The sequence below is a fragment of the Kitasatospora sp. NPDC003701 genome, from assembly GCF_053587085.1.
Map to the genome: position 1 here is coordinate 117026 of NZ_JBSFNM010000015.1, position 18689 is coordinate 135714.

General features: G+C 73.4%; 18 protein-coding genes. 6 read left to right on the forward strand and 12 right to left on the reverse strand.

Going from position 1 to position 18689, the window contains the following annotated elements; translation table 11 throughout:
- Window positions 1–75: 75 nt before the first annotated feature.
- On the reverse strand, window positions 76–708 hold the full coding sequence (gene pdxH / locus ACWDRR_RS16845; protein ID WP_449773010.1) for a pyridoxamine 5'-phosphate oxidase: 633 nt from the start codon (window positions 706–708) through the stop codon (window positions 76–78).
- A 416-nt stretch (window positions 709–1124) separates the two neighbouring features.
- On the opposite strand from pdxH, the gene ACWDRR_RS16850 reads away from it, so the two are divergent.
- Window positions 1125–2225: a citrate synthase 2 gene (locus tag ACWDRR_RS16850; protein ID WP_449772943.1), complete on the forward strand. Its 1101-nt coding sequence runs from the start codon at window positions 1125–1127 to the stop codon at window positions 2223–2225.
- Between the two features lie 132 nt (window positions 2226–2357).
- On the forward strand, window positions 2358–3476 hold the full coding sequence (gene serC / locus ACWDRR_RS16855) for a phosphoserine transaminase (protein ID WP_449772944.1): 1119 nt from the start codon (window positions 2358–2360) through the stop codon (window positions 3474–3476).
- A 234-nt stretch (window positions 3477–3710) separates the two neighbouring features.
- Here serC and ACWDRR_RS16860 read toward each other — a convergent pair whose 3' ends face one another.
- Entirely contained in the window at window positions 3711–4478 is a 768-nt protein-coding gene (locus ACWDRR_RS16860; protein ID WP_449772945.1) for an SDR family oxidoreductase, read from the reverse strand.
- An 84-nt stretch (window positions 4479–4562) separates the two neighbouring features.
- Here ACWDRR_RS16860 and ACWDRR_RS16865 point away from each other — a divergent pair, with 84 nt between their 5' ends.
- The gene (locus tag ACWDRR_RS16865; protein ID WP_449772946.1) at window positions 4563–5201 is read left to right on the forward strand and encodes a TetR/AcrR family transcriptional regulator; all 639 of its coding nucleotides are present in this window, start codon (window positions 4563–4565) and stop codon (window positions 5199–5201) included.
- A gap of 109 nt (window positions 5202–5310) precedes the next feature.
- On the opposite strand, the gene thpR is transcribed toward ACWDRR_RS16865, so the two are convergent.
- Window positions 5311–5898, reverse strand: coding sequence for an RNA 2',3'-cyclic phosphodiesterase (gene thpR / locus ACWDRR_RS16870; protein ID WP_449772947.1), 588 nt, complete (start codon window positions 5896–5898; stop codon window positions 5311–5313).
- A 45-nt stretch (window positions 5899–5943) separates the two neighbouring features.
- Here thpR and ACWDRR_RS16875 point away from each other — a divergent pair, with 45 nt between their 5' ends.
- Complete coding sequence (locus ACWDRR_RS16875) at window positions 5944–6462, forward strand: GNAT family N-acetyltransferase (RefSeq protein WP_449772948.1); 519 nt, start codon at window positions 5944–5946, stop codon at window positions 6460–6462.
- A 49-nt stretch (window positions 6463–6511) separates the two neighbouring features.
- Here ACWDRR_RS16875 and ACWDRR_RS16880 read toward each other — a convergent pair whose 3' ends face one another.
- The 7 genes from ACWDRR_RS16880 to ACWDRR_RS16910 all read right to left on the reverse strand — a co-directional run bounded on the left by ACWDRR_RS16880 (window position 6512) and on the right by ACWDRR_RS16910 (window position 13733).
- Window positions 6512–7903, reverse strand: a complete 1392-nt coding sequence (locus ACWDRR_RS16880; RefSeq protein ID WP_449773011.1) for an MFS transporter — start codon at window positions 7901–7903, stop codon at window positions 6512–6514.
- Between the two features lie 245 nt (window positions 7904–8148).
- Window positions 8149–8583 (reverse strand): MarR family winged helix-turn-helix transcriptional regulator, encoded by a 435-nt coding sequence (locus ACWDRR_RS16885; RefSeq protein ID WP_360624765.1) that lies wholly within the window; start codon window positions 8581–8583, stop codon window positions 8149–8151.
- A 26-nt stretch (window positions 8584–8609) separates the two neighbouring features.
- Window positions 8610–10454: a hypothetical protein gene (locus ACWDRR_RS16890; protein ID WP_449772949.1), complete on the reverse strand. Its 1845-nt coding sequence runs from the start codon at window positions 10452–10454 to the stop codon at window positions 8610–8612.
- Window positions 10455–10574: 120 nt separating this feature from the next.
- Window positions 10575–11426 carry a nucleic acid/nucleotide deaminase domain-containing protein gene (locus ACWDRR_RS16895; protein ID WP_449772950.1) on the reverse strand — a complete coding sequence of 284 codons (852 nt, stop codon included), beginning with the start codon at window positions 11424–11426 and terminating at the stop codon, window positions 10575–10577.
- Between the two features lie 16 nt (window positions 11427–11442).
- Complete coding sequence (locus ACWDRR_RS16900) at window positions 11443–11997, reverse strand: SUKH-4 family immunity protein (protein WP_449772951.1); 555 nt, start codon at window positions 11995–11997, stop codon at window positions 11443–11445.
- A 27-nt stretch (window positions 11998–12024) separates the two neighbouring features.
- On the reverse strand, window positions 12025–13014 hold the full coding sequence (locus ACWDRR_RS16905; protein ID WP_449772952.1) for a nucleic acid/nucleotide deaminase domain-containing protein: 990 nt from the start codon (window positions 13012–13014) through the stop codon (window positions 12025–12027).
- Entirely contained in the window at window positions 13011–13733 is a 723-nt protein-coding gene (locus ACWDRR_RS16910) for a WXG100 family type VII secretion target (protein WP_449772953.1), read from the reverse strand. Before ACWDRR_RS16910 ends, ACWDRR_RS16905 begins: the two co-directional genes overlap by 4 nt.
- 337 nt (window positions 13734–14070) lie before the next feature.
- Between ACWDRR_RS16910 and ACWDRR_RS16915 the strand changes: the two genes are divergently transcribed.
- Complete coding sequence (locus tag ACWDRR_RS16915; RefSeq protein WP_449772954.1) at window positions 14071–14475, forward strand: VOC family protein; 405 nt, start codon at window positions 14071–14073, stop codon at window positions 14473–14475.
- Window positions 14476–14870: 395 nt separating this feature from the next.
- Window positions 14871–15653: an MHYT domain-containing protein gene (locus ACWDRR_RS16920; RefSeq protein WP_449772955.1), complete on the forward strand. Its 783-nt coding sequence runs from the start codon at window positions 14871–14873 to the stop codon at window positions 15651–15653.
- A gap of 55 nt (window positions 15654–15708) precedes the next feature.
- On the opposite strand, the gene ACWDRR_RS16925 is transcribed toward ACWDRR_RS16920, so the two are convergent.
- Together ACWDRR_RS16925 and ACWDRR_RS16930 are read right to left on the reverse strand one after the other, a co-directional pair.
- A complete protein-coding gene (locus ACWDRR_RS16925) occupies window positions 15709–17421 on the reverse strand; it encodes a hydrogenase maturation protein (RefSeq protein WP_449772956.1) in 1713 nt (570 codons plus the stop codon).
- A 241-nt stretch (window positions 17422–17662) separates the two neighbouring features.
- Window positions 17663–18586, reverse strand: coding sequence for a DUF4231 domain-containing protein (locus ACWDRR_RS16930; protein WP_449772957.1), 924 nt, complete (start codon window positions 18584–18586; stop codon window positions 17663–17665).
- Window positions 18587–18689: the final 103 nt, after the last annotated feature.

Consider the following 18689-nt stretch of genomic DNA (forward strand, 5'->3'; position numbering starts at 1 on the left):
CCATCTTCAGGAACCCGGTCGCACCGCGCCGCTGTCATCCGTCCAGCCGCGCCGGCCGCGCCGCCCGCGGCCCGCTCACGGGCAGAGCCGCTCCACCTGCCAGCCCGTGGGCGCCGACGGGTCGGCGAGGAAGCAGAGCCGGTCGTGCAGCCGGTTCTCGCGGCCCTGCCAGAACTCGACGTTCTCCGGGACCACCCGGTACCCGCCCCAGAACGGCGGCACCGGCACCCCTTCGCCCTCCGGGTAGCGGCGCTCCAGCTCCGCGTACCGCTGCTCCAGCACCTCCCGGCTGCCGACCGGGCTGGACTGCTCGCTGGCCCAGGCGCCGAGCTGGGAGCCGTGCGGGCGGGTGCGGAAGTAGGCGGCGGTCTCGTCCCGGCCGACCTTCTCCACCCGGCCCTGCACGATCACCTGGCGGGCCAGCGCGATCCACGGGAAGAGCAGGGCCGCCTGCGGGTTGGCGGCCAGCTCGGTGCCCTTGCGGGAGCCGTAGTTGGTGAAGAACACGAAGCCGCGCCGGTCGAAGCCCTTCAGCAGGACCGTCCGCGAACTCGGCCGCCCCCTGACGTCGGCGGTGGAGAGCACCATCGCGTTCGGCTCCACCAGGCCGGCCTCGTCCGCCTCGTGGAACCAGCGGGTGAACTGGGCGATCGGGTCCGCCGCGAGCTTCTCCTCGACCAGGCCCTCGTGGGTGTAGTGCTTGCGCATCACGGTGAGGTCCGGCCCGGGCCGGGCCTCCTCGGCCAGGATCCGGGAGGCGGGGCTCGAGGGCGTCGACTGGGCGCGTTCCGGGGTCTGCACGTCAACATCATCCCGTACGACAAGCAACCGGCACCGCTACCTCCGGACAAACCCCGGTGGGAGATAAGGTGTCTCGCCACCGCTCGGCCGTCCGAGCTACGGGCAATTGTCCGGAAACCGGTGATTGATTCCGGAGATTCGCCGGGCGCGACCGGCCTCCGGATGAAGGTCGGGCGGTCCTGCGGGAAACATCACCGCTGTGGTGTATGGCGCAATGCACCCCGTGCCTGTCACGCTGGCACCGAGTGCCAACCACCATTCGGTCACTGGCGAACCGCCCCACCACGGCGGGCCGCCGATCACAGAGCTGAAGGAGCCGTCGCATGTCCGACTTCGTACCCGGGCTTGAGGGAGTCGTCGCTTTCGAGAGCGAGATCGCCGAACCCGACCGTGAAGGCGGCGCCCTGCGGTACCGCGGAGTCGACATCGACGACCTGGTCGGCCACGTGTCCTTCGGCCACGTCTGGGGCCTGCTGGTGGACGGCAAGTTCAACCCGGGCCTGCCCGCCGCCGAGCCGTTCCCGATCCCGGTCCACTCCGGCGACATCCGGGTGGACGTGCAGTCCGCCCTCGCCATGCTGGCCCCGGTCTGGGGCCTCAAGCCGCTGCTCGACATCTCCGCCGAGCAGGCCCGCGACGACCTCGCCCGCGCCGCCGTGATGGCCCTCTCCTACGTGGCGCAGTCCGCCCGCGGCCAGGGCCTGCCGATGGTCCCGCAGAGCGAGATCGACAAGGCCGAGACGGTCGTCGAGCGCTTCATGATCCGCTGGCGCGGCGAGCCGGACCCGAAGCACGTCAAGGCCATCGACGCCTACTGGACGTCCGCCGCCGAGCACGGGATGAACGCCTCCACCTTCACCGCCCGCGTCATCGCCTCCACCGGCGCCGACGTCGCGGCCGCGCTCTCCGGCGCCGTCGGCGCGATGTCCGGCCCGCTGCACGGCGGCGCGCCGTCCCGGGTGCTCGGCATGATCGAGGAGATCGAGCGCACCGGCGACGCCAAGGCCTGGGTGAAGAACGCGCTGGACAAGGGCGAGCGCCTGATGGGCTTCGGCCACCGCGTCTACCGCGCCGAGGACCCGCGCGCCCGCGTGCTGCGCCGCACCGCCAAGGAGCTCGGCGCGCCGCGCTTCGAGGTCGCCGAGGCGCTGGAGAAGGCCGCGCTGGAGGAGCTGCACAACCGCCGCCCCGACCGCGTGCTGGCCACCAACGTCGAGTTCTGGGCCGCGATCATGCTGGACTTCGCCGAGGTCCCGGCGCACATGTTCACCTCGATGTTCACCTGTGCGCGCACCGCCGGCTGGTCGGCGCACATCCTGGAGCAGAAGCGCACGGGCCGGCTCGTCCGCCCCGCCGCGCGCTACATCGGCCCCGCCCCGCGCAGCCCGCGCGACATCGAGGGCTACGAGGCCATCGCGCACTGAAAACGCCTGGTGAGCAGCGGGTCCGACACTCCGTCGGACCCGCTGTTTCCGCAGCTCGGGGCCGTAAAGATCGCATCTCAGCGGGCGGACTGCCGTAACACTTCCGCAATCGCGGCCGGTAGGCTGCCGCCCGTGGCTCAGATCCAGATCCCCGCTGACATCAAGCCCGCAGACGGCCGTTTCGGCTGCGGCCCGTCCAAGGTGCGCCCCGAGGCCCTGAGTGCCCTCGCCGCCACCGAGACCTCCCTGCTCGGCACCTCGCACCGCCAGGCCCCGGTGAAGAACCTGGTCAAGCGCGTGCGCGAGGGCGTGAGCAGCCTCTTCTCCCTCCCCGAGGGGTACGAGGTGGTCCTCGGCAACGGCGGCTCCACCGCCTTCTGGGACATCGCGGCCTTCGGCCTGGTGCGGGAGAAGTCCCAGCACCTCGACTTCGGTGAGTTCTCCTCCAAGTTCGCCTCCTCGGTCAAGGCGGCCCCCTGGCTGGGCGAGCCGACCGTGATCAAGACCGCCCCGGGCACCCACCCGCTGCCGGTCGCCGAGGCGGGCGTGGACGTCTACGCGCTCACCCACAACGAGACCTCCACCGGTGTCGCGATGCCGATCGGGCGCCCGGCCGGCGGCGACCAGGGCTCGCTGGTCCTGGTGGACGCCACCTCGGGCGCCGGCGGCCTGCCGGTCGACATCACCGAGACCGACGTCTACTACTTCGCCCCGCAGAAGTCCTTCGCCGCCGAGGGCGGCCTCTGGCTGGCGACGTTCTCCCCGGCCGCCCTGGAGCGCGCCGCCGAGATCGCCGGCTCCGGCCGCTACATCCCGCCGTTCTTCGACCTGCCGACGGCCATCGACAACTCGTCGAAGGACCAGACGTACAACACCCCGTCGATCGCCACCCTGTTCCTGCTGGCCGACCAGCTGGAGTGGCTGAACGGCAACGGCGGGCTGGACTGGGCGGTCGCCCGTACCGCCGACTCCTCCTCCCGGCTGTACGGCTGGGCCGAGAAGTCGTCGTTCGCCAACCCCTTCGTGGCGAACCCGGCCGAGCGCTCCCAGGTGGTCGGCACGATCGACTTCGACGACGCGGTGGACGCCGCGGCCGTCGCCAAGGCACTGCGTGCCAACGGCATCGTCGACACCGAGCCGTACCGCAAGCTCGGCCGCAACCAGCTGCGCGTCGCGATGTTCCCGGCCATCGACCCGGCGGACGTCGAGGCGCTCACCGCCTGCATCGACTACGTGGTCGAGCAGCTCTGATCGGCACCGCGGTCGCGCGGCCCTGATCGGCACCGCGGTCGCGCGGCCCCGAGCGGGCCGGCACACGCGTGAGGGCCACCGCCTGCGGGCGGTGGCCCTTCCGTCTGTCGCGCTACTTGTTCACGAGCGAGCTGATCAGCACGATCACCAGCAGCAGCAGCAGGGCGCCGGTCACGATACGCATACGAGTCTTGGGATCCACGGTCATCGAGCGTACCTCCGGCCCGCCGGCCTTCAGACGCCGAGGTTCGATCCGCCGCTGGCATCCAGGTTCTGGCCGGTGACCCAGCGGGCGTCGTCGGAGGCCAGGAAGGCCACGACGTCCGCCACGTCGGCCGCCTCGCCGACCCGGTCGAAGGCCGAGTAGCCGGCCGCGGCGGCCCGTGCCTGCGGGTCGGCCAGCCAGGGGTTGATGTCGGTGTCGACGACGCCCGGCAGCACCGCGTTGACGGTGATCCCGCGCGGGCCGAGCTCCTGGGCGAGGGTCAGCGTCAGGGTGTTCAGCGCCCCCTTGGTCATCGCGTAGGAGACGGCCGTCGGGAACGCGACCCGGGTGACCCCGGACGAGACGTTGACGATCCGGCCGCCGTCCCGCAGCCGGTCCAGGCCGTGCTGGACGACGAAGAACGGCGCCTTGACGTTCACCGCGAAGACCCGGTCGAAGTCCGCCTCGGCCACCTCGTGGATCCGCCCGTACTGGCCGATCCCGGCGTTGTTCACCAGGATGTCCAGACCCTCGCCCCCGCCGTGCGCGGCGAGGGCCGCGTCGAAGCCGGCCCAGAGCGCCTGGGCGTCGCCGGGCACCCCCAGCTCGGCGCCGACCGCGAAGGCCCGGCCGCCGGCCGCCCCGATCGCCTTGACGACCTGCTCCGCCGCCTCGGCGTCGCGGCCGTAGTGGACGGCGACCAGCGCGCCGTCCCGCCCCAGCCGCTCGGCGATGCCCCGCCCGATCCCCCGGCTGCCGCCCGTCACCAGTGCCGTCCTGCCCGCAAGCGTGCGCATGGCTACGCCCCCTCATTTCTGTAGCGGTCGCTAATGAAATGAACCGTACCAGAGCTTCTGTAGTGGTCGATATAGAATAAGCGCATGGCCACCACCCCCGCCGCCGGCACTCCGGCCGCCACCGGTGCGGACACCCGCACCCCGCAGCGCGGACGCCCCCGCTCCTTCGACCGCGAGGCGGCCCTGGAGCAGGCCCTCCGGCTGTTCTGGGAGCGCGGCTGGGAGGCGACCTCGGTCGCCGATCTCACCGCCGCCATGGGCATCCGCCCGCCGAGCCTGTACGCGGCCTTCGGCGACAAGCGGGCGCTCTTCGAGGAGGTCGTCGCCCGCTACCGGGAGAGCCACGGCGCGTACGCGACCCACGCGCTGGCCGAGGAGCCCACCGCCCGGGCCGGCATCGCCCGGATGCTGCGCGAGGCGGCGGCCCAGGCCACCGACCCGGACCACCCCTGGGGCTGCCTGCTGATCAGCTCGACGGTGAACTGCACCTCGCCCGAGGTCGAACAGGCGGTCCGGGCGATCCGCGTCGCCAACGTCCGGGGGCTGGAGTCACTGATCCGGGCGGACGTCGCGGCCGGTCACGAGCCCCCCGAGACCGACCCGGCGGCACTGGCGCAGTTCACCGCCACCGTGCTCCAGGGGATGTCCCAGCGGGCCCGCGACGGCGCCGGGCGGGCCGAGCTGGAGCGGGTGGCCGCCGACGCCATGCGGGTCTGGCCCTGACCGGCGCGGATCCGGCCCCGACGCCTGGCGGCCGGGCCCCGAGGAGCGGCGATCCGGCCCGGACGCACGGGGGCCCGGCCCCGGCCGCCACCGGCCCGGCGAGCGGGCCTCAGCTCCAGCGCGCCAGCGGCCAGGAGGCGACCGTCTCGTAGTGCGCGAACCCGCCGTCGAGCTCGCTCTTCATCAGATGCAGCTCGGCGGCCTCCCACTCCGGCCCGCGGTACTCGCCCAGCGCCAGCGCCAGCGAGTCCAGTTCGGCCGCCGCCAGCCGCTGCACCGCCCGCCGGTGCCCCCGGGAGGACCCGGCCCGGGCGAGGGTCAGATGCGGGTGGAAGCGGAACGCGTCCACCTCGCCGACGACGTCCGCGGTGGCCTCGTTCACGGCCTCGGCGAGCCGCCGCAGCGCCCACGCCTCGCCCTCCACCCCGGCCCAGAGCACCCGGTCGCCGAACCGCCCGGCGCCCGCGAGCCGCAGCCGGTGCACGGCGTGCACCCCGGCCACCGCCGCCAGCCCGTCCGCCAGCTCCGGCAGCCGCTCCACCGGCACCTCGCCGAGGAAGGCCAGGGTCAGGTGCCAGCCCTCGACCGACGTCCAGCGCAGCCGGTCCGCCCCCGGCAGATCGCGCACCGGGGCCACCGCGTCGACGAGCCCCTGCAACGCCTCGACCGGCGGCAACACCGCCACAAAGAGCCTCATGGGCTCATCTTCCCTCTCCTCACGGTTTGGGCTAGAACCTTTTTCATGAAGATCCGTACCGGCGGACCCGCCGACACCGCCGACATCCTCTCGCTGCTCGACGGCGCGGTGGCCTGGCTCGCCGCCCGGGGCCGGGCCGACCAGTGGGGCGACCAGCCCTGGAGCACCAACCCGGCCATGATCGACCGGATCGAGGGCTACACCGCCGAGCCGTTCCTGATCCGGCTGGCGACGGACGACGAGGGCCGCGCGATCGGCTGCTGCGTGGTCTCGGAGCAGGCCAACGCCTACGCCACCCCGGTCGACGAGCGCGAGCTGTACATCCGCAACCTGGTCACCGACCGCTCGCTGAAGGGCTCCGGCATCGGCGCCGCGCTGATCGCCGACGCCCTCGACGAGGCCCGCCGGCGCGGCATCGGCCTGGTCCGGGTGGACTGCTACGCGAGCGAGGACCGCCGCCTGGTCGGCCAGTACCGGGCGCTCGGGTTCACCGAGACCGAGTCCTTCGAGTCCGAGTACAAGGGCCGGCCCTGGCGGGGCCAGATCCTGGAGATCCGGCTCTGACCCCGCTCCCCGGGTGCGCCCGAGCGGTGCGCCCGGGGCCGACGGTCCGTCAGCAGGCGGCGGCCAGCTCCGACTTGGCGGGGGTGACGGTGCGCGGCACGAAGGCCACCACCCGTCCGCCGCGGCCCGGGTGCAGATCGACCCGGACCCGCAGGTCCGCGCTGCGGGCCAGCACCAGGCCGACCACGCCGGCCGCCAGCGCCGAGACCAACCCGCAGGCCAGCAGCCCGAGTCGGGGCCCGTACGAGGCCGTCACCCAGCCCACGACCGGCGCGCCGATCGGCGTGCCGCCGGTGAACACCAGGACCAGCAGGCCCATCACCCGGCCCCGCATCTCGGGGTCGGTGCCCAGCTGGAGCATCGAGTTGACCGAGGTGTTGAAGCTCAGCCCGAACACCCCGATCAGGGTCAGCAGCAGCGCGAAGGACCAGTAGTCGGGCGCGAAGGCGGCCAGCACCTCCAGCGCGCCGAAGGCCAGCGCGGCGGCGACCAGCCGGCGCAGCCTGGGGGCGCCGCGACGGGCCGCGAGCAGCGCGCCGGCCAGCGAACCGACCGCCATCGCGGTGTTCAGCAGACCGTACTGCCCGGCGCCCACCTTGAAGGTGTCGTGGGCGAACCCGGAGAGCAGCGTCGGGAAGTTGAACCCGAAGGTGCCGATGAAACCGGCCAGCACCATCGGCCAGAGCAGTTCGGGCCGCTCCTTGACGTACCGCAGCCCCTCCCTCAACTGCCCCTTCTCGCGGGCGATCGGCGCGGTCGGGCGCAGTTCGCCCGGTCGCATGGCGAGCAGCCCGCCGATCACGGCGGCGAACGAGAGCGCGTTCACCGCGAAGGCCCAGCCGCTGCCGACCGCGGCGATCAGCAGGCCCGCGACGGCGGGGCCGACCAGCCGGGCGGTCTGGAAGTTGGCGGCGTTCAGGCTGACCGCGTTGGCGAGGTCCTTGGGGCCGACCATCTCGGAGACGAAGGCCTGCCGGGTGGGGTTGTCCACCACCGTGACGAGGCCGAGCAGCAGCGCGAACGCGTACACGTAGTACGGCGTCACCACGCCGCCGATGGTCAGCACGGCCAGGCCCACGGCGAGCAGGCCCATTGCGCCCTGGGTGTAGATCAGCAGCCGGCGCTTGGGCATCCGGTCGGCGAGCACGCCGCCGAAGAGGCCGAGCAGCAGCATCGGCAGGAACTGCATGGCGGTGGTGATGCCGACCGCGAGCGGGCTGCCGGTGAGGCTGAGGACCAGCCAGTCCTGGGCGATCCGCTGCATCCAGGTACCGGTGTTGGAAACCACCTGGCCGGCGAAGTAGTAACGGTAGTTGCGGACGCGCAGCGAGGAGAACATCCCTCCGGGCCGGGTGAAGCGGGCTCCGGTCGGGGATTCCTGAGCGGCGGGGGTGACCGCCGCGGTGCGTTCGTCGGGGTCGTCGTCGCCGTTGCCCGGCAGCCCCGTCGGGGCGGGTGCCTGGGCGTCGGCGGCCGCGGCGGTGGCCGCGGCGGGTTCGGTGGTCGGGTCGTCGGTGCGGATGGCGGCGCTGGCTGCGGCCGGCGGTGTCACGGTGCTCTCCCCTCGCGACGCGACGACCCGTCGGGGGGTCGTCGCGTTCCTGGTGTCGGTGGTCGGTGCTGCGGTGATGCGGTTCTCCTTCGTCCTCCGGCGGCTGACCGGAACGGCTGGGCCCAGAGCGTGTCTTACAGGTGTGCGAGCTTGTAGAGCACCGGCGCGGCCGCCCGCAGGGCGGCCCACTCCTCCTCGTCCAGACCCTCGGCGAGCTCGGCGAGCCAGACGTTGCGGCGGCGGCGGCTCTCCGCGAGGATCACCTCCGCCTGTTCGGTACTGCTGACGACCACCTGCCGGCGGTCCTCCGGGTGCGGCTCCCGCCGCACCAGGCCCTTCTCCTCCAGCATCGCGACGATCCTGGTCATCGAGGGCGGCTGTACGTGCTCCTTCCGGGCGAGCTCACCCGGCGTGGCCTTCCCGCAGCGCGCGAGGGTGCCCAGCACCCCCATCTCGGTAGGGCTGAGCGACTCCTCGACCCGCTGGTGACGCAGGCGGCGGGAGAGGCGCATGGTGGACGACCGCAGCTGATTGACGGCTGCGAGGTCCTGCTCGGACATCTCGGGCATGTCCTTAGTCTATGTCATTACTCTCGCTAAGGAAAATTGCTTTCCGCGCCCGCCCGGAGCTCGGGGGCCGGCGCCCCGTACCCGGGCGTCCGGGGCCGGGTGTCCACCGCGGCGAGGCCGTCCGGCATGCCCAGCACCAGCAGCGTCCCGGCCAGGGCCAGCGACCAGACCTCCGAGCCGGTCCGCAGGTCCAGCACCCCGCCGGTGCCGAGGTCACGCACCCGGACCAGCCCGTCGGACCAGGCCGCGGCCACCACCGGACCGGCCGCCGTCGCCCCGGCGGCCACCGCCGTCACCGGGCAGCCGCGCCGGTCGGACGGCTCGGGCATCGGCGCCGAACGCGGACCCCAGAGCCGGACGGCGCCGTCGAAACCGCCGCTCACCAGCAGCGGGATCTCGGGATCGGACAGCGGTCCGCCGCCCAGCGCGGCGCCGGCCAGCGCGGTGACCGGCCCGTGGTGCAGCCGCTCGGTCACCACCCTGCCGTCCTGGTACCAGTGCACGGCTCCGGCCGCGTCGCCGAAGGCCGGCGCGGAGTCGGCCAGCCCGCCGATCGCCGCCACGGCGCTCAGGCCGCCGCCCGGGCCGCCGGCCACCGCGCGGACCGCGTCCAGCGCCGCCATCAGCCCGTACGCGTCCAGCCCGGGCCGCGGCTCGGCCGCGACCACCAGCTCCGCCCGGCCCCAGGCGTCCAGCAGCACCGCGGAGCCGCCCGCCGTCACCGCCAGCCCCCGCAGCGGGCGCGGGGACGGCACCACCACGGCCCCGACGCGGCGGCCGGTCGCGGCGTCGAAGGTCCGCACCGCGCCGGTCGGGTCGGCCACCAGCACCTGCGACAGGTACGGCCCCGCCCCCGCGGTGATCGCGACGGACGGGCCCGGCCAGTCCCGGTCGGCGCCCTCCCAGCGCGCCCAGCGCCCGGACCAGGGCGCGGGCAGCTGCGCGAGGACGGCCGCGGCGGCCGCGGCGGCCGGGTCCGCGCCCAGCAGCCTGGTCCGCAGCACGGCGGCCCGGACGGCCGGGTCGGGCTCCTCGATCACGGCCGGACCGGCGGCGCGCCAGGCCCGGCCGAGCGCGTCGTCCCGCCGCTCGACGGCCGCCGTCACCGGGACGGGGCGGGCCAGCGCGTAGAGCAGCGGGTCGGCGGCCAGCGGGCCGGGGTCGCCACCGGCCGCGGCGGCCGCCCAGAGCGCCGACAGCGCCTCCTCACCGGCGGACCGCAGGTCGGCACCGGCCGGGAGCGCCGGCGGCACCGGCGGGGCGGCCGGCGTCCCGAGGGCCGGGCCGGGCAGCGGGTAGGCGGCCGCGTCGCCGCCCCGGGCCGCCGCCCACTGCGCGAACCGCGCCCGGTCCGTCCACTGCGGATCGCCGAGGTCCAGCACCGCCGGCGCGGGCACCGCGGTGAACGCCCCGGCGGCCGCGCCCCCGGTGGTCGCCTCGATCACCAGTCGCACGCCGGGCAGCCGGAGCAGCGGGTCGAGCAGTCCGGTCACCAGGCCGGCCGGGTCCTCGGCCGCGTCCAGCCCGGGGACGCAGATCAGGGTCGGCCGGCCGTCCGCCGCGATCGCCCCGATCAGCGGGCCCGGGGCGTGCGCGACCAGGTCGAGCTGGCGCCCCAGTGACCAGACCGCCGTCCGGACGGTGGCCCCGGCGGCGGGCAGCACGGCGTGGATCCGCCGCTCGCCCGGCACCCCCTCCGCGGTGCCGCCGCGGACCAGCCAGGCCAGCAGGTGCGACTTGCCGGCCCCGGGCGGCCCCGCCACCCGGCAGAGCCGCGGCGCCCGCGAGTCGTCCAGCCAGCCGAGCAGTGCCAGTCCGGCCGCCCTGCGCCCCGCCCCCAGCGGCGGCATCCGTCGCCCGTCCCGCACCATTCCCCTGCTTCCCTCTCCCGTGTTCCCACCGTGCCCGGACCGGCCCTGCGCGGGCCCGGCCCGGCTCGGGCCCGTGCCCTGTCCGGAATCGGCCCCGCCCGGACTCGGCCCCGCCCGGACTCAGCCCTGCCGCTCGGCCAGGCTGATCATCAATGCCTTGACCCCGATCTCGCGGGACGTGGCCGTCTCCCCGTACTCGAAGCTGTGCGTGAACTCCGCCTGCGGGAACTCCTGCGCCATCCAGCGCGCGCAGTAGTGCCCGGGCATCATGCAGGGCTCCAGCTCGCAGTGCACCCGGACCACCTGCTCGGCCTCGACGCCGTCCGCCCGGAGGCGGTGCCACAGCACCTCCTCCGGGTGCAGCAGCCCGGGGCCGCCCACCTGCGTGACGATCCGCCGCTCACCCTGCTCGTCGGCCACCTCGAAGGCCGCCGACGACTCGACGTTCAGGGGGCGCCGCAGGTCGTCCAGCACCCGCGGCCACCAGCCCTCGCGGTCCTCGAACGCGGCGGGGTCGACCGCCAGCAGGCCCTGGCGCAACTCGCGGTAGGCGGCGAAGGCCTCCTCCGGCCGGTCGGTCGCGGCGACCGCCGGCAGCAGCCGGTCGAGCAGCAGCAGCCCGGCCGCGAACGCCGCCACGCCGGAACAGACCGGCAGGTCGACCGGCTCCTCGCCCGGCAGCACGGCCCGCACCGACCGGTCCGGCGCGAAGTACAGCTCGGCCCCGCCGTCCGTGCCGATCCGCAGCTGCCCGGCGGCCGGCCCCGCGTCCAGCCCGGCCGCGGCCGCGTACTCGCCCACCGACAGCGGGTCCGCCTCCTCGGCCGCCCGGAAGTACGGGCCCACCTGGAGCGGCAGCCCCGGGTGCCGCAACGGCCCCGCGGGCGCGATCGGCAGCGCCCGCAGGCCCCGCGGCCCGAAGTGCGCCAGCAGCGCCGCCGTCAGCTCGTCGTCGTCCCTGTCCGCGTTCACGTCCTGACCGGCCCTCTCAGAGCATGGGGTAGGAGTCGAGGAACGACGTCCAGAACTCGCTCTTGAACGGCAGCGAGTCCCACCGCTCCATCCCCTCGCGGACGAGCTCCTCCACCTCGGCCCAGTCGTTGGGGTCCGGGCGCTCGTCCGGCCCCGGCCGCTCCACCTCGAACTTGTAGACGAGGTAGCCCAGCGAGGAGACGTCCCCGTGGATCAGCTCGTACTCGATCTCGGCATCCGGGTCGGAGGCCCAGACCGTGCCGTCGCCGAGGTGCACGAGGACGACCGCCTGGTAGAGCATGCCCAGCGGCTGCAACCTGCCGTGCGGGGTGTCGACCGGCTCGGAACCGGGCCAGGTCGCGAAGGCCCGCTCCGGGCTCGCCGGATCCCGGTCCGCGAACTCCTCCAGGATCCGGAAGAGCCCGTTGGAGTGCGGGATCCCGACCTCCGTCACGAAGCGCGCGCCGTCGCCGTCCGGCCAGATCCGGGCCGCCACCTCGGGCCGGAACCTCAGCAGATCACCGGGTTCGGCCCGTTCGACGACCACGGGCCAGTCAATCTGTACCAGCACCAGTCATCCATCCTTCGTACTCGGCCGTCACAGGCCCTTGTGCTTCTTCGCGGGGTGCTTCGCGTTGGAGGCCGCCTTGTCCTGCTGCCCCTGCGCGTCGAAGTCCTTCGTGCCCATCGTGCCATCATGCTTGCCCGTGAAGTGGTCCTCCTCGAGCTGGTTCAGATAGGCCTTGTGGCCCCAGTCGCGGTCCTTCGTGGGGACCTTGTTGTCGTAGTCCACGCCGTGGGTGACCTTCAGGTCGGGATTCTCCGACTCGAAGTGCCGGGCCAGCCAGCGCTCGCAGTTCGGACCGGCCTGGCAGGGCGCCCGTTCGGTGTAGAGGTGGCTGACGTTGCCTTCCTTGCCGCCCAGCAGCGGCTTGCCGATCGACCGCTCCGAGTGGCTCCGGACGTAGTCGCTGCGACCGACCAGGATGAACTCGCCGTGCTCGTCCCGGTACCTGAGCGAGGCGTAGTTCTTGCCGCCGTAGTTGCCCTCGGCGCGCCGGGCCTCCTCCACGGCCCGGGACAGCTGGGTCGGGATGTCGATCTTCTTGCTGACGACCTTCTCGTCCTGCTTGGGCTTGCCGTCCTTGTCCGTGTCGGACTTCTTGTACTTCTTCGCGTTGTACGTCGACTTCAGGTCGTCCGGGGAGGCGTCCTTGACCTTGTCCGAGGTCCCGTCCAGCAGGGTCTTGAGGGACTTGTCGCTCCCGTCCAGGTCGACCAGCTTGCCGTCCTTGACCTCCTGGACCCGGCCGTCGTCGTGGATGAAGTACTTCCGGGGCGGCGTCTTCGGGCCGTCGCCCCCGCTGCCGCTGCCCGCCATGGGCGGCGGCGCGGCCTTCTCCTTGCCCTTCTCGTTGAAGCCGTGGGCGGTGCTGGAGTCGTTGTCCTTGTGGTGCTTGGCGGTCTTGGCCAGGTTGTCGCCGGCCTGCTTGTACATCTTCTTGACGGCCTTGCCGGTGTCGTCGGCCAGGGCCTTGCCCACCTGCTTGGCGCTCTTCTGCAGCGCCTTGACGATCGGATCGGTCATTCGAAGCTCAGCCCCGCCACTCGGGCGCCGAAGAGCTGCGCGTGCTGGGCGACCTTGTCCGCCTGCTCGTGCAGGGCCCGGGCGTGCGTCTCCACGACCGCGGGGTCGATCTTGAACTGGGTGCCCGCCGAACCGCCGCCGCCGCTCAGCGCGGCCTCGGCCGCCTCGAACACCAACCCGGCCACCGCCCCCGAGACGATCTCCACCAGCGGGGTGATCGCCGCCTCGATCACCTCGGAGATGATGTGGTCCTCCAGCTGGTGCGCCAGGTAGGACATCAGCTTGCGCCCGGCCTGCTGGATCGCGATCACCCCGGCCTCCGCCAGGCCGAGGGTCGCCACGGCGGCGGCCTGGGCGGCGACGAAGGAGGCGGCCAGCAGGATGAGTTCGGCGAGCGCCTCCATCTTCATGGCGATGATCACGTCCGCGGCGACGTCCAGCGCCTTCGCCACCACGTGGGCCGCCTGGACGACCTCGTTGAAGTGCTTGTCGGACATCAGCGCCCACTTGGCGATCAGCGCCTCGTACGACGCGCCCTCGTACGCCCCGCCGAGCTGATGGACCGTCGCGGTCGAGTCCGCGTGCAGGTCCTCGAGCCCCTTCGCGAACTCCTTGACGTGCTGCCCGAATTCGCGGACTTTGTCCTCGTTGACCGAGGGCCAGTGAATGCCGATGAAGTCGAGGAGCGTCGCCACCTCGCCGGGCAGCTCGATCGCCATCAGATCCCCCTATGAACACCAATCCATCGATATAGCCGCCGAAACTTTATCCAATGAACCATCAGGTGCAGCCCTCCGGAACGTGCCGATTCTGTACTGAAGTGCACCGATCCACCGAACCGCACCGATCCGGACGGATGCGCGCCGCTCCTGCCGACCGGCCACCCCGACCCCGGCCCCCGGAGCGGGCTCCCCCGGTCCGGGCCGCTGGCCGTGCCCTCCGTGGCTCCCGGTGCGATGCTGGATCCGGGGCCTGACGCGCGCGGACCCCCGACGCCAGGCCACCCCCGACGGAAGGGCCGACCAGCACCACCCCCAGCGAAAGGGCCGACCAGAAATGACCGACGTCGCCGCCGAGCAGGCCGAGCAGAACGACACCGGCTTCGCCCGCCTCGCCATGGTCACCATCGACTGCGCCGACCCGGTCGCGCTGGCCGCCTTCTACGGCGAGCTGCTCGGGTGGGAGACCAGGCACGTGGACGAGCGCTTCGCCATCCTGGACAACCCCGAGGGCGGCAGCCCGCTCGGGTTCGGCCGGGTCACGGGGTACCGGCCGGAGCCGTGGACCGAGCCCGACGGCAGCAAGCACTTCCACCTGGACTTCTACGTCGACGACCTGGAGGAGGCCACCGCCCGGGCACTCGCGCTCGGCGCCACCGAGCCGCAGTACCAGCACGGCCGCACGCTCAAGGTGCTGATCGACCCGGCCGGCCACCCGTTCGGACTGGCTCCGCTGGAGTGACCCGCGGGGGCGACCCGACACCGCCGCGGGGCCCGGTCACGGCGCGGCGGCACGGCCGTCCCGGGGCGCCCGGGGCGGCTCCGAGCCGCACATGCGCAGGCGGGGTGTGCATGCGCGGGCGGCGTCAGGGCTTGGTGGCGAGATCTTGCCGGTCACGTGAAGAGCGCCTCTGACCTGCACTTTCACCAAATGACCGAACATTGTGCGACTCACCGGTAGTGGTTACTGTCCCCCGTTGTCAGGGGCACCACACGCCAGGTCTCCCCCGGGCAGGACCACGACGCCGCGCGTACCGCGTCCCGGCACTGCCGCCACCCATGACCGGCCGTTCCCGGCCGACGAGTCCGCCCGATTCCTGGCGTCAGTCCTCCCCCAACCCGTCCAGGGAGTTCCTCGTGGGTGAGATCCACCATGCCGACCTCGGCTGGGTGACGCCGGCGGTCTCGTACTTCGTCGCCTGTCTGGGCGCCTTCGTCGCCCTGCGCAGCGCCCGCTGGGCGCTGGTCTCGTCAGGCCGCACCCGGACCTACTGGCTGCTGTTCGCGTCGACGTCGCTCGGCGCGGGCATCTGGTCGATGCACTTCATCGCGATGCTCGGCTTCTCCGTCACCGGGATCGAGATCACCTACCGCCCGGGGCTGACCGTGCTCAGCCTGCTCGTCGCGATCGCGGTGGTCGGCCTCGGCATCTTCACCGTCGGCTACAGCCGGCACCGCCGCACCGCGCTGCTCGCGGGCGGGCTCACCACCGGGCTCGGAGTGGCGGCGATGCACTACCTCGGCATGGCCGCGATGGTCCTGCCCGGCCACATCGGCTACGACCACACCACGGTGGGCCTCTCCGTCGGCATCGCGATCTTCGCCGCGACGGCCGCGCTCTGGGCCGCGCTGAACATCAAGGGCACCGTCGCCGTGCTGGCCGCGGCCCCGGTGATGGGCGTCGCGGTGTGCGCCATGCACTACACCGGGATGGCGGCGGTCTCCGTCCGGCTCGACGCCGAACAGGGCACCCAGGGCGGCGTGATGGCGCTCCAGTTCATCTTCCCGCTGGTGGTCGGGCTGGGCTGCTACATCTTCTTCGGCTCGCTGGCCTTCGCGGTCTCGCCCAGCCGCAGCACCGTCAACGCGCAGCCGGTCCTGATCGGCCGGGCCGCCCCGCTGGCCCCGCGCGGGCGCTGAGCACCGCATCGGGCGGGGGCGTCGCCCGATCGGCGACGCCCCCGCCCGACCGCGCTCACTCCGGCCGGCCGAGCAGCCCCGTCAGGTGCTCCGGCGTGGCCACCGGGCAGACCTTGTGCACGAAGTCGCGCCGCAGCCCGTGGTACGGCTCGCCGTCCCGGTAGAAGTTGCGGTGCATCCGCCGCAGCTCCTGCGTCCGGTGGTCGGCCAGCGGCCGCGCCTCCTCGTCCTCGGCCCGGCGGCGCTTCTTCTCCACCAGCCGGCCGGTCAGCTCCGGCGAGCCCGCCAGCCGGTCCGCCTCGCGCTCCACCCAGCGGCGGAACTCGGCCGCGCTGCCGCCCGACGTCCGGTCCACCAGGCCCAGCCGCTCGGCCCGGGCCGCGCCCACCGGCAGCGGTCGGGTGGTCAGCAGCTCGGCCTGCTCGGCGCCGACCCGCCGGGGCAGCGTGTACGTCCAGTACTCGGAGCCGTGGAGCCCCATCAGCCGGTAGTGCGGGTTCAGCACCGCCGACTCCCGGCACCAGACCTCGTCGGCGGCGATCGCCAGCATCAGCCCGCCGGCGGCCGCGTTCCCGGCCAGCGCCGAGACGGTGAGCTTGTCGGTGGTGGTCAGGATCGCCTCGACCAGGTCGTCCATCGCGTTGATGTTCTCCCAGGACTCCAGCGCCGGGAACGACGCCCCCTCGATCACATTGAGGTGGATGCCGTTGGAGAAGAAGTCCCGGGGGGCGCCGAGCACCAGCACCGAGGTCGGCCGGTCCGCCGCCTCCCGGTAGGCGGCCAGCAGACGGCGGCACTGCTCGGTGCTCATCGCCCCGCCGGCGAAGGCGAATTCCAGGAAGCCGACGGAGTCCCGCTCGTGGTAGCGGATCTCCGACCAGGTGTCCCGCCCGGCCGCCGAGGCCGGGGTGACGGGCACCTCGCGGACCCGGTGGAGGTGGTCGGCGAGCACCGTCGCGGCCGGCAGCTTGAAGGTGGCCGGGCCGCCGGGCGTCCGGCGCGGGCGCAGCTGCGGGATCCAGACCGCGCCGTCCACGGTGGCCCGGCAGATCGCGCCGTCCCGCGTGGCGATCACCGCGCCGGGCCGGGGGCCGCGCAGCTCGTCCTCGCGGTGGCCGCCGTGCAGGAAGTACTCGCGGCCGTACAGCTCGTCGAGCACGCCCGGCTGCGAGTCGGCCGCGCGCAGCTTGCGCAGCACGGTGGCGGTGTCGTCGGCGGACCAGTCGATCCGGCGGGCCTCCTGCCTGAGGAAGGGCCGCAGCTGTCCGCGGACGTCCGGCCGGTCGTAGTCGAGCGGTTCGGGGGTGAACAGCCCGCCCTCGAAGCGGCTGACCGCGAGCAGCACCGCCTCCACGGCGGCGTCCGCGACCTCGCCCCGGTAGAGCTCACTCTTGCCGCAGGCCTCCACCGGGAACTCGACGGACGCCCAGATGTCCCCGGCGTCCATCTCCGCCACCGCCTGCAGGACGGTCACGCCCCACCGCTCGGCGTTCTCGGTGATCGCCCAGTCGAGCGAGGAGGGGCCCCGGTCGCCCTTGGGGCCGGGGTGGACGATCAGGACGGTCCTGGTCGACCAGACGTCCTCCGGGATCGCCTTGGTGAGCATCGGGCAGACGATCAGCTCGGGGTCGGTGCGGGCCACCGCGGCCCGGATCTGCTCGTCGCCGAGCGCGAGTTGCACGGCCACCTCGTGACCGCGCTCGCGTAGTTCGGTGTGGACGCGCTGGGTCAGGCTGTTGAACGCGGTGGCGATCAGAAGAACGCGCAAAGGGGGCCTCCGGGCAGTGACTGACGTCGTGCGCGCAGGCGATGAAACCAGGGCATGGACACGTAACGATTACGGCCGGGGCTTCCCCGGCCGACCCTCACCCACCTTGCACACCTGTGCCGACGGCACCCCGGACGCTTCGCCCGATCTCCCCACGACCTCCCGATTCCGCGCCCTACCGGGCGGCCCCTCCGGCAGTGCCCCGGCGGTCCTCGCCGGTCTTCGCCGGTCCTCGCCGGTCTCAGCGGGGGAAGGCGCGCCGGGCCCGCCAGGTGGTGTGCTCGCGCGAGACCGCGTCCTCCGCCTCGGCGGCCAACCGGGCCCACCGCGGCTCGGCGTCCGGCGCCTTCAGGTCGAGGTCGGAGAGCTGGTTGCCGACGTTCTCCAGCTCGCGCGCGGCCAGCTGGTACGCGGCGGCCAGCGGACGCAGCTGCTTCAGCTGGGTCCAGGCGATCACCGCGGCGGCCGCCGCCGAACTGGCACCGAAGATGTGCACCGGCAGCGCGCCGACCGCCTGCGCGATCGCCGCCGCCGCACCGATGATGATCAGCGCGGCGATCCCCAGCCCCCAGGAGACCGCCTGCGTCTCGCACGCCTCGGCCCGCGAGCGGTACCAGGTGCGCTGCCCCTCCACCCGGGTGCGCAGATAGAGCGTCCGGCGCGCGACCAGGCTGTCCGCCCGCACCCGGCGCATCTCCGGGGTGATCTCCGGGACGGTGCCCGGCGGCACGATCTCCGGGTCCTCGAAGGCGTGCAGCACGTCCTCCAGCTGGAGCAGGTAGCCGCGGTCCACCTCCGCCGACTCCGCCTCGCCGTCGAACGGCCGGGCCCGCATCGAGTACTTCCAGGCGAGCGTCTTGACCGACTCGGCCGCCGCCCGCGCCTCGTACCACCGCCCCTGCGGGTTGCTGCGGCGCAGCCGTGACCAGAAGTAGCCGGCCACCAGGAACGCCACCACCGAGAAGAGCGGCGTGATGTCGCTGTCCCCCTGGTGCTCCGGCCCCGGCAGCGAGCCGACCACCGCCGCGATCACCAGCATCCCGATCAGCCCCCGGTACCAGCGCAGCGTCTCGCGCTGACCGTCCAGCGAGGCCTGGTCCGCCGTCCGGAACAGCTCCGGCAGCAGCTTCGCCTCGTCTCCCCCGGGCGGATCCTGTTGCACCATCGGTAGAGCCCCCTCCCCGTCTCCCGTCCAGGCAGTATGCCCACCACCAACTGCCCTACACAGACCCATTTTTGACAGATCCTTCACGCCGGTGATTGATCAC

Coding starts and splice junctions, on each gene's coding strand:
- ACWDRR_RS16905 (WP_449772952.1), bottom strand. CDS start 13,014: ATGACCGATCCGATCGTCAAGGCGCTGCAGAAGAGCGCCAAGCAGGTG.
- thpR (WP_449772947.1), bottom strand. CDS start 5,898: ATGAGGCTCTTTGTGGCGGTGTTGCCGCCGGTCGAGGCGTTGCAGGGG.
- ACWDRR_RS16885 (WP_360624765.1), bottom strand. CDS start 8,583: ATGCCCGAGATGTCCGAGCAGGACCTCGCAGCCGTCAATCAGCTGCGG.
- ACWDRR_RS16850 (WP_449772943.1), top strand. CDS start 1,125: ATGTCCGACTTCGTACCCGGGCTTGAGGGAGTCGTCGCTTTCGAGAGC.
- ACWDRR_RS16890 (WP_449772949.1), bottom strand. CDS start 10,454: ATGGTGCGGGACGGGCGACGGATGCCGCCGCTGGGGGCGGGGCGCAGG.
- ACWDRR_RS16875 (WP_449772948.1), top strand. CDS start 5,944: ATGAAGATCCGTACCGGCGGACCCGCCGACACCGCCGACATCCTCTCG.
- ACWDRR_RS16865 (WP_449772946.1), top strand. CDS start 4,563: ATGGCCACCACCCCCGCCGCCGGCACTCCGGCCGCCACCGGTGCGGAC.
- ACWDRR_RS16930 (WP_449772957.1), bottom strand. CDS start 18,586: ATGGTGCAACAGGATCCGCCCGGGGGAGACGAGGCGAAGCTGCTGCCG.
- ACWDRR_RS16860 (WP_449772945.1), bottom strand. CDS start 4,478: ATGCGCACGCTTGCGGGCAGGACGGCACTGGTGACGGGCGGCAGCCGG.
- ACWDRR_RS16915 (WP_449772954.1), top strand. CDS start 14,071: ATGACCGACGTCGCCGCCGAGCAGGCCGAGCAGAACGACACCGGCTTC.
- ACWDRR_RS16910 (WP_449772953.1), bottom strand. CDS start 13,733: ATGGCGATCGAGCTGCCCGGCGAGGTGGCGACGCTCCTCGACTTCATC.
- pdxH (WP_449773010.1), bottom strand. CDS start 708: ATGCGCAAGCACTACACCCACGAGGGCCTGGTCGAGGAGAAGCTCGCG.